11 protein-coding genes are annotated in these 13,107 nt (G+C 64.0%); 5 read left to right on the top strand and 6 right to left on the bottom strand.

Annotated elements, in window-relative coordinates; translation table 11 throughout:
• Positions 1-11: 11 nt before the first annotated feature.
• The 4 genes from XANALMUS060_RS10025 (at position 12) to XANALMUS060_RS10010 (ending at position 2,966) form a co-directional block, all read left to right on the top strand.
• Positions 12-815 (top strand): hypothetical protein, encoded by an 804-nt coding sequence (locus XANALMUS060_RS10025; protein WP_045738269.1) that lies wholly within the window; start codon positions 12-14, stop codon positions 813-815.
• Positions 816-1,150: 335 nt separating this feature from the next.
• On the top strand, positions 1,151-1,954 hold the full coding sequence (locus XANALMUS060_RS10020) for a hypothetical protein (protein ID WP_045738269.1): 804 nt from the start codon (positions 1,151-1,153) through the stop codon (positions 1,952-1,954).
• A gap of 125 nt (positions 1,955-2,079) precedes the next feature.
• Positions 2,080-2,337 carry an acyl-CoA-binding protein gene (locus XANALMUS060_RS10015; RefSeq protein ID WP_045727654.1) on the top strand — a complete coding sequence of 86 codons (258 nt, stop codon included), beginning with the start codon at positions 2,080-2,082 and terminating at the stop codon, positions 2,335-2,337.
• A complete protein-coding gene (locus XANALMUS060_RS10010; protein WP_045738268.1) occupies positions 2,337-2,966 on the top strand; it encodes a TetR/AcrR family transcriptional regulator in 630 nt (209 codons plus the stop codon). The genes XANALMUS060_RS10015 and XANALMUS060_RS10010 overlap by 1 nt, the downstream gene beginning before the upstream one ends.
• A 77-nt stretch (positions 2,967-3,043) precedes the next feature.
• Here XANALMUS060_RS10010 and XANALMUS060_RS10005 read toward each other — a convergent pair whose 3' ends face one another.
• Positions 3,044-3,439 (bottom strand): hypothetical protein, encoded by a 396-nt coding sequence (locus tag XANALMUS060_RS10005; protein ID WP_200894033.1) that lies wholly within the window; start codon positions 3,437-3,439, stop codon positions 3,044-3,046.
• Between the two features lie 142 nt (positions 3,440-3,581).
• Here XANALMUS060_RS10005 and XANALMUS060_RS10000 point away from each other — a divergent pair, with 142 nt between their 5' ends.
• Positions 3,582-4,436: a hypothetical protein gene (locus XANALMUS060_RS10000; RefSeq protein WP_045738267.1), complete on the top strand. Its 855-nt coding sequence runs from the start codon at positions 3,582-3,584 to the stop codon at positions 4,434-4,436.
• Positions 4,437-4,572: 136 nt separating this feature from the next.
• Here the strand turns inward: XANALMUS060_RS10000 and gyrA are convergent, their stop codons facing one another.
• From gyrA to ligA, 5 genes are all read right to left on the bottom strand, one after another.
• Positions 4,573-7,395 carry a DNA gyrase subunit A gene (gyrA, locus tag XANALMUS060_RS09995; RefSeq protein ID WP_045738266.1) on the bottom strand — a complete coding sequence of 941 codons (2,823 nt, stop codon included), beginning with the start codon at positions 7,393-7,395 and terminating at the stop codon, positions 4,573-4,575.
• A 207-nt stretch (positions 7,396-7,602) separates the two neighbouring features.
• Positions 7,603-8,667: an S-methyl-5-thioribose-1-phosphate isomerase gene (gene mtnA / locus XANALMUS060_RS09990; protein ID WP_045738265.1), complete on the bottom strand. Its 1,065-nt coding sequence runs from the start codon at positions 8,665-8,667 to the stop codon at positions 7,603-7,605.
• A gap of 57 nt (positions 8,668-8,724) precedes the next feature.
• Entirely contained in the window at positions 8,725-9,438 is a 714-nt protein-coding gene (locus tag XANALMUS060_RS09985) for a DUF3011 domain-containing protein (RefSeq protein ID WP_045738264.1), read from the bottom strand.
• Between the two features lie 138 nt (positions 9,439-9,576).
• Positions 9,577-10,563, bottom strand: coding sequence for an EF-P lysine aminoacylase EpmA (gene epmA / locus XANALMUS060_RS09980; RefSeq protein WP_045738263.1), 987 nt, complete (start codon positions 10,561-10,563; stop codon positions 9,577-9,579).
• Positions 10,560-13,076 carry an NAD-dependent DNA ligase LigA gene (gene ligA, locus XANALMUS060_RS09975; RefSeq protein ID WP_045738262.1) on the bottom strand — a complete coding sequence of 839 codons (2,517 nt, stop codon included), beginning with the start codon at positions 13,074-13,076 and terminating at the stop codon, positions 10,560-10,562. Before ligA ends, epmA begins: the two co-directional genes overlap by 4 nt.
• Between the last annotated feature and the right edge of the window lie 31 nt (positions 13,077-13,107).

The raw sequence follows: 13,107 nt of genomic DNA, 5'->3' as shown, positions 1-13,107 counted from the left end.
AAGGAGCCTGTATGGGCATCCTGATCTACTTGACTCCTGCAATCGCGCTATGGGCGGCCGTGGCAACCGCGTTCGCGCACGGCCTGTTCCAGAAGCTCGGGCAGGCGTATCGGCGCGATGCCAGCGCCCAGGAGATCATTGGGCGCTATCAGGCGGCCGTGACGCAACTGAAGGCCCAGGCCGCCACACAGATGCAGGAGCTGGAGACCCTGCGCCACGAATACGAACTCATACAAGCAGCTCCCCCGGTGGAGTCGGAAGCAACGCCCGACACGGAACAGCAACCAGCCGGCACCGCGTCATCCACCCCCTCCCAGTCACATTCACAATCCCAGTCACATTCCGAAGCATACACATCCAAATCCAGCATCGCGCTGGCCCAGATCGACATCGCCGACGAGGTCGGCACCCTATTGGCGCACGTGGCCCGCGTGGCCCGCAGTATTCGCCGTTACAGCGCCTATAGCCGTGGCAACAACGGACCGGAACCCAACAGCGCACGCTACGACCTGCACTGGCTCTCCGATTGCCTGCATAACCTCGACCAGGTCGGCCATGCTCTGGCAAGGAACAACATGGAGACCCTGACCGCGGCCTGCATCGAACTGCTGGAAATGTACGAGCACTATCTGCGCGACGGATCTGGCTACAACAGCCGCGATACCTTTCAACGCCTGAGCAATCAGGTTCCCCTGGCCGAAGTGACCGATGCGATCCGCTCCATCGCAGCCAAGGCCTCATTGGCGCGACAGGCGCAGACCGCACAGGAGCCCGACGCCACACTCATGCGTGCCGATGCACTGCCGGTCATGTAACCCATACAGCTACGGTGCATCAACCCGCAGGAACAAGGGACAGACCTCGTCCCTGCCACGGTTTGCGTTGACCCGACCTTTCACCCGTGCTGTGATGCCTGCCGGTCAGCACGGAGCGACATCTAATGGCGGATATCAAAGCGGCGTTCGTGGATTTGCCCGGCATCCTGCGCTGACCGCCCTCCCGCAGACCACGCCCGCAGACCACGCCTGCGGGCCCGGCACGTAACGGCTCCCTCTCCGTCAAAATGGAACAGGCTTCCCTGCTTGCCTGTTGCCCCCTCAAGATCACGGCCAGCGTGCCGACAAGAGCTCCAACATTTCAAGGAGCCTGTATGGGCATCCTGATCTACTTGACTCCTGCAATCGCGCTATGGGCGGCCGTGGCAACCGCGTTCGCGCACGGCCTGTTCCAGAAGCTCGGGCAGGCGTATCGGCGCGATGCCAGCGCCCAGGAGATCATTGGGCGCTATCAGGCGGCCGTGACGCAACTGAAGGCCCAGGCCGCCACACAGATGCAGGAGCTGGAGACCCTGCGCCACGAATACGAACTCATACAAGCAGCTCCCCCGGTGGAGTCGGAAGCAACGCCCGACACGGAACAGCAACCAGCCGGCACCGCGTCATCCACCCCCTCCCAGTCACATTCACAATCCCAGTCACATTCCGAAGCATACACATCCAAATCCAGCATCGCGCTGGCCCAGATCGACATCGCCGACGAGGTCGGCACCCTATTGGCGCACGTGGCCCGCGTGGCCCGCAGTATTCGCCGTTACAGCGCCTATAGCCGTGGCAACAACGGACCGGAACCCAACAGCGCACGCTACGACCTGCACTGGCTCTCCGATTGCCTGCATAACCTCGACCAGGTCGGCCATGCTCTGGCAAGGAACAACATGGAGACCCTGACCGCGGCCTGCATCGAACTGCTGGAAATGTACGAGCACTATCTGCGCGACGGATCTGGCTACAACAGCCGCGATACCTTTCAACGCCTGAGCAATCAGGTTCCCCTGGCCGAAGTGACCGATGCGATCCGCTCCATCGCAGCCAAGGCCTCATTGGCGCGACAGGCGCAGACCGCACAGGAGCCCGACGCCACACTCATGCGTGCCGATGCACTGCCGGTCATGTAACCCATACAGCTACGGTGCATCAACCCGCAGGAACAAGGGACAGACCTCGTCCCTGCCACGGTTTGCGTTGACCCGACCTTTCACCCGTGCTGTGATGCCTGCCGGTCAGCACGGAGCGACATCTAATGGCGGATATCAAAGCGGCGTTCGAAAAAGCCGCCCGTGACATCAAACAACGCGAAGAGCGCCCAGACAACGACACCTTACTGCGTCTGTACGCGCTGTACAAACAAGGTGCGGAAGGTGATGTGAGCGGTAAAAAGCCTGGTTTCTTCGATTTCGTGGGCACTGCCAAATACGAGGCGCGCGCCAAGCTCAAGGGCATGCCCCAGACAGAAGCGCAAAAGAAATACGTGGATCTGGTGAAGAAGCTGCTGGCCTGATGGCGCGCGACACCCGACGACGCATTCTCGATACCGCCCTGGCGATGTTCAACGCGCAGGGCGAGCCCCACGTCACCACCAATCATATCGCCGACGAGCTGGAAATCAGCCCTGGCAATCTGTATTACCACTTCCGCAACAAGGACGACATCATCGAACACCTGTTCACGCGCTACGAGGAGCGCATGGACGCGGCGATGGTACTGCCGGGCGCACGACTGCCGGGACTGGAAGACTTTTGGCTGCAGTTGCATCTGGTGTTCGAATGCATCTGGGACTACCGATTCCTGTACCGCGACCTGATCGAAATCCTTAGCCGCAGCCGACGCTTGCGCCTACGCTTCTCGCGCATCCTGCAGCGTGCCGACGACAGCACACAAGCCGCATTGCAAGGGCTAGCCCAGACCGGTGCGATGCACGCCACGGCACAAGAACGACACGGCATCGCCACCAACGTGCTGGTGGTGGCAACCTTCTGGCTCAACTACGCCGCCGCGCACGGCGAGAAGAACGAGCAACTGGCGATTCGCCATGGCATCGTGCAGGTGATGCGCTTGATCAGCCCATTCCTGCGCGAGGCCGAACGCGCGCATCTGGCCGCATTGACCGACGCCTATCTGGTGGACTGAGCACGGCGTCGGCGCACCAGCGCAACTGCGTACCATGCGGCCAGGCGTGAGCCCGCTGCATGCCTGCGCGCGCTCCCTCAGGCTCGTGCCCTACGGGTCCGCGGCGGCGTGGGGGCGGTCTTCCTCGCCGTTTTCCTGGCGGTCGACTTGGCCGCTGCCGCTCGCTTGCGCGGTATGGCGCGCGGTGCCGATTGCAAGCCCAGCTTGACCAACACCGGCTGCAAGCGCGCTTCGACTTCGGCACTCAACGGCTGCACCTGACCGCGCAACGCCGCCGCGCCCTCGCGCACGCTATGTTCGGCGCCATCGGTCCACTGCGCCAGGCGCGCTTTCAGGCTGGTCGCACTATCCACGGCACCGCTGGCAGCCGCCAACGCGTGCCGATGGGTCAGCGACACCAGGCCCAGACTGGCCAGCCATAAATATCGCCGGGTCGGCAGGCCCGACTCGGGAATAGAGGAACGCTTCTTCATCTTCATCACCATCGCAGATCTCCCGATGCCAACACAGCAACGTGATGCGCATGCTGGCGAGAGCGGCTTGAGTAAACACACTATCCCTTGCCAGGCGACGATGACGAGGCCATGCTCGGCACAGATCACAGGAATGCCACACATGGCTACACCCTCAAGCGCATGGGCGTCATTTCCGCACGACGCCAAGGCCTACGCCTATCCCGGCGAAGCGTTGAAAAAGGCCTGGCCCAAGCTGCATGCCGGCGACCGCGAACCCTATCCAGATCTGGCACGTGCGCAGGCGCTGCTCAATGCCGTCGGTAAAGCGGGGAAAGGCCACGATGCGCAGACGTTGTCGGCGGCGCTGATCGAGGCATGGCGCGCTTTCCACCATGGTCAGTTCGAACGTGCCTACAGGGCTGGACAGACGCTGGGTGTGCTGGGCGCATCGGTGGCGATCAAGGCATTGGGCATCCACACCAGCTATCTGGTCGCCGACGGCAAAGACAAACTACAATGTCTGCAACAGGCCGCCACCCTGGCCGAGGCGGCCATCGCCGCACTGCCGGAGGAAGCCAACAGCCACTATCGCCATGCCTTTGCGCTAGGCCGCTACAGCCAGGAACTGAGCATCGCCAAGGCGATTAAACAGGGGATCGCCGGCAAGGTGCGCAAATCGCTGGAAACGGCGCTGGAACTGGAGCCCAAGCATGCCGAGGCGCACATGGCGCTGAGCGTGTACCACGCCGAGATCATCGGCAAGGTTGGCGCGATGATCGGCGGGCTCACCTACGGCGCCAAGGCCGCCAGTGCCGAGCAGCATATCCGGCAAGCGCTGAAATTAACCCCGGAGGCACCGATCGCGCATATCGAACATGCCAACGTGCTGTTGCTGTTGCACGGCGACAAACGCGAGGACGAGGCGGCGCAGGCATTCGAAAAAGCCGCCACGCTCACCCCGCGCGACGCGATGGAGGCGTTGGACGTGGCATTCGCGCGCGATCAGTTGGAGTAATCTCGCACCAACGCGCACGCTGGCGATAGGTAATCCCATCCCTGCCAACTCTAAGCAGTCATCTGTCCAAAACAACGATGCCGGCGTCATGCCGGCATCGTCATGTCTTTTACGAGACGTCCCATGGACGCGGCGATCAGTCCTGCGACGAGGCGATGCTGGCGGTGTCGGTCACAGTGTCTTCGCCGGACAGCGATTCCTCTTCGACCAGCGAACCGTCCAGGCGCTCCACGGCCTGCAGCTTTTCGCCCTTGGACAGGCGAATCAGGGTCACACCCTGAGTATTGCGACCGACACGCGAGATTTCCGAGGCACGGGTGCGCACCAGGGTGCCGCCGTCGGAGATCAGTAACACCTCGTCCTTAGCGCTCAGCAAAACTGCACCGACCAGCTTGCCGTTGCGCTCGCTGGTCTGGATACCGATCACGCCCTGGGTACCACGGCCCTTGCGTGGATACTCGCCCAACGCAGTGCGCTTGCCATAGCCATTTTCGGTCGCAGTGAGGATATAGGCGTCTGCATCGTCGGTAGTGCGCGTCTGCGCATCGGCTTCGGCTTCCTGCGCCAGACTGGCATCGTCGGCATCGTCGGCATCCTCGTCCTGGTCTTCGGCCGGATCGGTCACGATCAGGCTGACCACATACTCGCTCTTGGCCAGGCGGATACCACGCACACCGCGGCTGCTACGGCCGGTCGGCTTGACCCCGCCACGGCTCTTGCGCCGCGCGCCGCGCGTCTCGTCGCCATCCTCGCCCGCAGCTTCGTCGTCGGCAACCGAGGCATCGTCTGCCGCGATCTCATCGACAGGCATCTCCTCGCTCTCCTCGTCCTTGGGTCGCTCGGAGAAACGCACGGTCTTGCCATTGGAGGCGAACAGCAGCACATCGCGCTCGCCATCGGTCAGCGCCACGTCGACCAGGGCATCGCCCTCGTCCAGGTTGATCGCGACCTTGCCGCGCTTGAGTTGGTAGGCGAACTCGCTCAGGGGAGTCTTCTTGACCATTCCCTTGCGTGTGGCGAAGAACACGTAGTGGCCGTCGGTGTATTCGCGTACCGGTAGGACCGCCTGCACCCGCTCGCCCGGCTCCAGCGGGATCCAATTGATAACCGGACGGCCGCGCGCATTGGGGCCGGCCTCGGGCAATTGGTACACCGGCAACCAGAACACCTTGCCACTGCTGGTGAAGGTCAACAGCGTGTCGTGGGTGTTGACCAGCCACAGATGATCGATGAAATCCTCTTCCTTGGTCACCGCCGCGCTGCGGCCACGTCCACCGCGACGCTGTGCCCGGTAGGCACTGACCGGCTGGCGCTTGGCGTAACCGGCATGCGACAGGGTGACCACCACGTCTTCCGGCGCGATCAGGTCGAGGATGTCCAGATCCTCCTCGCTGTGGCGGATCTCGGTGCGACGCGCGTCGCCGTACTCCTCGCGGATGCTGACCAGCTCCTCGCGAATCACCTGCAACAGCACGTCGGGATTTTCGAGAATCCGGATCAGTCCGGAAATCGCCTCCAACAACTGCTTGTACTCTTCGGTGAGCCGCTCCTGCTCCAGGCCGGTGAGGCGGTGCAGACGCATTTCCAGGATCTGCGTGGCCTGCACTTCGGTCAGTTGATAGCCGCCAGCGCCCAAGCCGACCCCGCTGGGCAGATCGTCCGGGCGCGATGCCTCCGCCCCGGCCGCGCTCAGCAAGGCACCGACCAGACCCGGTTGCCAGGTTTTGGCCAGCATGCGTTCGCGTGCTTCGGTCGGGTTCGCCGAGGTCTTGATCAGCTCGATCATCTCGTCGATGTTGGCCAACGCAACGGTCAGGCCTTCGAGGATATGCGCGCGCGCGCGCGCCTTGCGCAGTTCGAAGATGGTGCGGCGGGTGACCACCTCGCGGCGGTGACGGACGAACGCCTCCAGCATCTGCTTGAGATTGAGCAACTGCGGACGGCCATCGACCAGCGCCACCATGTTGATGCCGAACACCGACTCCATCTGGGTCTGCTGGTACAGATTATTCAGCACCACGTCGGCGGCTTCGCCACGCTTGACTTCGATGTAAATGCGCATGCCGTCCTTATCGGACTCATCGCGCAATTCGCTGATGCCCTCCAGCTTCTTTTCCTTGACCAGTTCGGCGATCTTCTCGATCAACCGCGCCTTGTTGACCTGGTACGGGATTTCGGTGACGACAATCGCCTCGCGGCCATTGTCCTGGATTTCGATCTCGGCCCTGGCGCGCATGCGCACGCGGCCACGACCGGTACGGTAGCCGGCGATGATGCCGGCGGTGCCATTGACGATGCCGGCCGTGGGGAAATCCGGGCCGGGAATGTATTCCATCAATCCATCGACATCGATCTGCGGGTTGTCGATCAGCGCGATGCAGGCGTTGATCGACTCGCTCAGATTATGCGGCGGAATGTTGGTCGCCATGCCCACGGCGATACCCGCCGAGCCGTTGACCAACAGATTCGGAAAGCGCGTCGGCATGACCGACGGCTCCTGCTCCTTCTCGTCGTAGTTAGGCTGGAAATCGACGGTTTCCTTGTCGATATCGGCAATCAACTCGTGGGTGAGCCGCGACATCCGAGCTTCGGTGTAACGCATCGCCGCAGCGGAATCGCCATCGACCGAACCGAAGTTGCCCTGCCCGTCCACCAGCATGTAGCGCAGCGAGAACGGCTGCGCCATGCGCACCAGCGTGTCGTACACCGACTGGTCGCCGTGCGGGTGGTATTTACCGATGACGTCGCCGACGATGCGCGCCGACTTGTAATAGGGCTTGTTGCTGTGCGCGCCCAGCTCGTTCATTGCGAACAACACGCGGCGATGCACCGGCTTGAGGCCATCGCGCGCATCCGGGAGCGCACGCCCCACGATCACGCTCATGGCGTAATCGAGGTAGCTCTTGCGCATCTCGTCTTCCAGGTTGACCTGGATGATTTCCTTGGCCGATTCTGCCATTCTGATTCCGAAAGTCTGGTGGCGGATCGACCATGCCTCCGGCCTGCGGCAAGCAGAGCTGCCGGTGCCGAACGCCGAGGACACGCAGCGGTCGATCTAACCGCCGGATTCTATCACGGCGGGCGTCCCGGTGCCCGGTTTTGTCGGCGCGAACAAGCACTTGCACGTGCTTGCCGGCGCGCCTGGAGGGGGAGCGCCCTGCCGAGTTCAGCCGCCGAAGGCCGCACGCATACGCGTACGGTCCGGGCGCTCGATCACCCCGCGCTCGGTGACGATGGCATCGATCAAGGCCGCCGGGGTCACGTCGAACACAGGGTTCCAGGCGGCGATGCCATCGGCCACGGTGCGCACGCCGCCGACACCGAACAACTCCCCCGGGTCGCGCTGCTCGATGTCGATCTGCGCGCCGTCGGCGGTGTCCATGTCCACCGTCGACGATGGCGCCACCACCATGAACTTGACGCCGTGATGGCGGGCGGCGATGGCGAGCTGATAGGTGCCGATCTTGTTGGCGGTATCGCCATTGGCGCAGATGCGATCGGCGCCAACGATCACCCATTGCACCGCCCCCGTCTTCATCAGGTGCGAGGCGGCGGAATCGGCGATCAGCGTCGCCTGAATTCCATCCTGCTGCAGCTCCCACACGGTCAAGCGCGCGCCCTGCAACCACGGCCGGGTTTCGCCGGCGAATACCTTGGCGATCCGCTGCTGGGCGACGCCAGCGCGGATGACACCCAAGGCGGTGCCGAAGCCGGCAGTCGCCAGCGAACCGGTATTGCAATGGGTCAGCACCCCGCTACCGGACGCGATCAGTCCGGCGCCGAGCGCCCCCATCTTGCGGTTGGCGGCAAGGTCTTCCTCGGCGATGGCCTGCGCTTGGCGCGCGAGTACGCCGCGCCAATCGCCACCGGCCGTGCCTAGCACCCTGCGCATGCGTGCCAGCGCCCAAGCCAGGTTCACGGCTGTTGGACGCGCGGCATTGAGCCGTTGCAACGCAGGTTCAAGCGCGAGCAGCGCCTCGGCGCCGGTCTCGGCCTGCACCGCGTGCGCTGCCAGCACCGCTCCCCAGCCGGCAGCAATACCGATCGCCGGCGCACCACGCACCGCCAGCGTATGGATCGCCTCGGCGACCTGATCGCTGTCAGTACAACGCACGTGCTCCACAGCAAAAGGCAATTTGCGCTGATCCAGCAGTTCCAGCGCATCGCCCGTCCACAAAATCGGGCGGATATGGTCGTAGCGTGCGTAATCAATGGCGACAGAGGCGTTCATCGCACCATTGTAACCGTCTGGCCCTGCCCGCTTGCCGGATCCACGCACGGGCAAGGCTCAGTTGACAGTGAACTCCGCGCGACAGCCCTTGTCGACCCAAATGCCATCGCGATCCCACCCCCAACTGTCGTCCTGCACGCAGGGCGAACCAGAAAGTTGGCGAAGCAACTGCGCCGAGTCCTCGATACTGGCCCCACAACGCCTGTGCGCATGCCCCTTGGATTCACATAACACCACACGCGCACCCGGTGGGAAACCGGAGCCGTCGCTGGCGCCGATCTCGAATTCGCCCCGGCACCCGCGCGCAACCCAGATCTCGTTACGCCCCACGCCCCAACTGCGTTCTTTCTGGCAAGGCATGGAGGAGAGTTGCCGCATCAGCCGTACCGGTGCCCCGTGCAGCATCACCGGGCAACTCTCGACCCGACCGCTGGACTCGCAATGCAGCAGACGACGCATGGCGCTGTGGTGCGGTTGTTCGGATGGAATGGAAAGAAATTCGGCGCGGCAGCTCTGCGTCACCCACACGCCGGTGGCGTCCACTCCCCACTCGCTGCCGCGGATGCAATCGTTGTCGGAAAGTTGCCGCACCAATTGCACTCCCTGCGCGGTGGGCATCGCGCAATGCGTCCAGAGCATGTCGCGCGATTCGCAGCGCACCACGGCCTCGGCATAGGCATCGCCCGTGGCGTTCTGCTGCGCCGCCACGGGCGATACGCTCACAGCCAATGCCAGCCAACAGCCACCCGCGAGCCCGTAAGACCATTTCATACTTGGCTGTGCACCTCTGCCTAGGAACCTGAACATCGGAGACAACACGGTCTACATGCTAGCGCATGCCCGGCCCGATCAGACCATCATCGACATGGACAGCGCAATCGCATCCGGATATTGCCCATGACCATCGGCTCAGGCATGGGCGAAATCGTAAGCGAGTACCGCACCGATCTGCGTCGTGCCGCACATCGCCATCAACAAACGATCCACACCAACCGCCACACCTGCACAATCGGGTAAGCCCGGTAAGGCCTGCAACAACCGCTCGTCCAGCGGCGGCAGCGGCATGCCGCGCGCATGGCGCACCGCGTGGTCGCGTAGGAAGCGCCTGCGCTGCTCGCTGGCGTCATTGAGTTCGTGATAGCCGTTGGCTAGTTCGTAGCCGCCCAGGTAGAGCTCGAAACGCTCGGCGACCGGCGGAATGTCATCGCGCACGCGCGCCAAGGCACACTGGCTGGCCGGCCAATCGTACACCACGGTGATGCGATCAGACGGGAATTCAGGTTGCAACCGATGGGTCATCAACAGATCCAGCCAGTCGTCGCGATTCAAGCCCTGCGCATCGATGCGGATCTCGCACAACGGCTGTTGCAGTGCTTCCAGTGACGCGACGAACGGATCCAGGCCCAGCGTTTCCAGAAACAGCTGCCGATAGCTGAGCACCTGCAACGACGCACTGCGCGCGACCAAGGCCAGCGCTGCGCGCACCAGCGCCACGGTTTCCTCGACCAGTTGCAAATGGTTCCAGCCGATCCGGTACCACTCCAGCATGGTGAATTCGGGATTGTGGCGACCGCCCGCCTCGCCATTGCGAAATACCCGGCCCAGTTCGTAGCAATCGCCAACGCCGGCGGCCAGCAAGCGCTTTAGCGGATACTCGGGCGAGGTGCGTAACCAGCGCAGTGCTGCGCCGGCATCGACATGGCCACTGAAGCGGGTCTGGAAACTCTCGATATTCGGTTCGGTATTACCGGCCACCGACAAAATCGGCGTCTCCAGCTCAAGCACGTCGCGGGCGGCGAAGAAACGGCGGATGCAGGCATTGAGCGCGGCGCGCAGCCGCAGCGCAGTCAGGTCGACGGGCGTCCCGACGGCGACCGGTGGCGCGAGTGGATTCATCCCTGCTCCTCGTGTTCGGCCAGGAACGCCAGCAGTTGCACCTCATCCCAGACCGCCACGCCCAGTTCCTGCGCCTTGTCCAGCTTGGAGCCGGCCTCGCTACCGGCGACGACGAAGCTGGTCTTCTTCGACACGCTGCCGGCGACCTTGGCTCCGAGGGCTTCCAGCCGCGCTTTTGCCGCATCGCGAGTGAGTTGCGTCAGGCTGCCGGTCAGCACGGCGGTCTGTCCGTCCAGTGGACCGGCGTGGCGCGTCGATTGTTGCGGCGCGGCATCGAGCAGGCGTCGCATCGCGGCCTCCGCCTCCAGCAACGCCTGCCGCTGCGCAGGATCGGCCAGATAGGCGGCCAGATTGGCCGCGCCCGCCGCGGACAGTCCCGCGCCGGTCCAGCCGCTTTCGTTGGCGCGCAGCAACGCATCCAACGTGCCATACGTGGCCGCCAAACGCTGCGCGCTCTTATCGCCGAGCTTGTCCACCGGCAGTGTGCCGAGCAGGTGCGCCAGATCCAGGCGTTCGCGCAGTGCTGCGGGCGGACGGCCTTCGTCGGCAAAGCCAATCCCGGCTGCGATCAAGGCATCTACTACAGCGGCGTTGCCTGGCTGTTCGAAGAACGTGGCGATCGCACGGGCAACCTCGCCACCGATATCCGGCAGCGCCTGCAACACCGCCGCCGGAGTACTGCGCACGAACGCCAGCGATCCCAGCCAGTAGGCCAACGCCTTGGCGGTGGTTTCGCCAAGATGCGGGATACCCAGCGCGAACAGAAAACGCGGCAACGTGGTGGCGCGACTGGCATCGATGCCGGCGAGCAGATTCTCCGCCCACTTCGTCGCCAACTTGCCACCGAGGTCCACCGTCAAGTGCGTGCGCAGGAAATCGGCATGCCGCCATCGCGGCGCCTGCTGCGCCAACGCGGCGCGACCGGCGGCATCGAGCACCAGCGCTCCCTTACTCTCCTCCACCGCCAGCAGCAGATCGGCGGCGCTGGCCGCATCCAGCGCCGCCTTCATCCGCACCAAATCTTCCACGCGCAACGCGTACAGGTCGGCCAGCGACTGCACGAAGCCGAATTCGACCAGCGCATCGGCCTGGCGTTCCCCCAGGCCTTCGATGTCCAGTGCGCGACGCGAAGCGAAATGGCGTACCGCTTCCTTGCGCTGCGCCGCGCACGCCAGGCCACCGCTGCAACGCCAGGCCACAGCATCGTCTTCCTTGACCAGCTCCGAACCACACACCGGACATGCCGCCGGCATCGTCCATGGGCACGTGTCAGGTGGGCGACGTGCTTCGATCACCCGCACCACTTCGGGAATCACATCGCCGGCGCGGCGCACGATCACCGTGTCACCGACACGCACGTCCAGCCGCGCGATCTGGTCGGCATTGTGCAAGGTCGCATTGGTGACGATGACCCCGGCGACCTGCACCGGCTCCAAGCGTGCCACCGGAGTGGCGGCACCGGTGCGGCCGATCTGCACCTCGATCGCGCGCAGCACGGTGGACTGCTCCTGCGCCGGAAACTTGTGCGCCAGCGCCCAGCGCGGCGCGCGCGCGACGAAACCCATCGCCGCTTGCTGGTCGTAGTCGTCGAGTTTGTAAACCACCCCATCGATGTCGTAGGGCAAGCCATCGCGCAGCGCACCGATGCGGCGAAAATAGGCAATCAGGCCATCGAAGCCGGTCGCGGTATCGGCTTGCGGCGCCACCGGGAACCCATAGCGGCGCAGTAACTGCAGGGTCTGCGAATGGGTTTCGGGCAGTTCCAGGCCACGCACCTGGCCTACCGAATAGGCGAAGAATGCCAGCGGTCTACGCCGGGTCACCGCTGGATCGAGTTGGCGCAACGAACCGGCAGCGCCGTTGCGTGGGTTGGCCAGCAGTTTTTCGTTGCGCTCCAACGCGCGTGCGTTCCACGCGGCGAACGCGGCACGCGGCATGTAGATTTCCCCACGTACTTCCAGTACCGCCGGCATCGGCATGCCAAGCTCGCGCAACCTCAGCGGGACCGAACGTACCTGACGCAGGTTCGCGGTGACGTCCTCGCCCGTGCTGCCGTCGCCACGCGTGGCGCCCTGTACGAACACGCCGTCCTCGTAGCGCAGGCTGATCGCCAGGCCATCCAGCTTCGGCTCGACCGAGAAGACCGGCGCGGCCAACTCCAGTTCGCGCTCGATGCGGCGCTCGAAATCGGCAACTTCGGCAAAGCGGATGCGGTCGTCGGCATCCTCGGCCACGCCGGGAGTTTCGAACGCATTGGCCAGCGACAGCATCGGAATCGCATGGCGCACTTCGGGAAAGCCGCTATCCGGTCGCGCACCGACGCTGCGGGTCGGTGAATCCTCGCGCGCCAACGCCGGATGCGCGGCCTCCAGCGCCTCCAGTTCGCGCATCAGCGCGTCGTACTCGGCATCAGGAATGGCAGGGTCGGCCAGGACGTAGTAGCGGTGATTGGCATCCTCCAGTTGACTGCGCAGTTCGGCGACGCGTTGCTGAGGAGTGGGTGTGACAGTCATGCGTGGCGGGAACGGGATAACCAAGAGAGGG

Origin of the sequence: Xanthomonas sp. MUS 060, from assembly GCF_000963215.1 — a bacterium.
In the GTDB taxonomy this organism is placed as follows: Bacteria; Pseudomonadota; Gammaproteobacteria; order Xanthomonadales; family Xanthomonadaceae; genus Xanthomonas_A.
The sequence above is the reverse complement of the archived record's forward strand: the minus strand, read 5'-3'. Positions and strand labels throughout refer to the sequence as shown.

Coding starts and splice junctions, on each gene's coding strand:
- XANALMUS060_RS10020 (WP_045738269.1), top strand. CDS start 1,151: ATGGGCATCCTGATCTACTTGACTCCTGCAATCGCGCTATGGGCGGCC.
- XANALMUS060_RS10010 (WP_045738268.1), top strand. CDS start 2,337: ATGGCGCGCGACACCCGACGACGCATTCTCGATACCGCCCTGGCGATG.
- gyrA (WP_045738266.1), bottom strand. CDS start 7,395: ATGGCAGAATCGGCCAAGGAAATCATCCAGGTCAACCTGGAAGACGAG.
- XANALMUS060_RS10025 (WP_045738269.1), top strand. CDS start 12: ATGGGCATCCTGATCTACTTGACTCCTGCAATCGCGCTATGGGCGGCC.
- XANALMUS060_RS09985 (WP_045738264.1), bottom strand. CDS start 9,438: ATGAAATGGTCTTACGGGCTCGCGGGTGGCTGTTGGCTGGCATTGGCT.
- XANALMUS060_RS10005 (WP_200894033.1), bottom strand. CDS start 3,439: ATGAAGAAGCGTTCCTCTATTCCCGAGTCGGGCCTGCCGACCCGGCGA.
- XANALMUS060_RS10015 (WP_045727654.1), top strand. CDS start 2,080: ATGGCGGATATCAAAGCGGCGTTCGAAAAAGCCGCCCGTGACATCAAA.
- mtnA (WP_045738265.1), bottom strand. CDS start 8,667: ATGAACGCCTCTGTCGCCATTGATTACGCACGCTACGACCATATCCGC.
- ligA (WP_045738262.1), bottom strand. CDS start 13,076: ATGACTGTCACACCCACTCCTCAGCAACGCGTCGCCGAACTGCGCAGT.
- XANALMUS060_RS10000 (WP_045738267.1), top strand. CDS start 3,582: ATGGCTACACCCTCAAGCGCATGGGCGTCATTTCCGCACGACGCCAAG.
- epmA (WP_045738263.1), bottom strand. CDS start 10,563: ATGAATCCACTCGCGCCACCGGTCGCCGTCGGGACGCCCGTCGACCTG.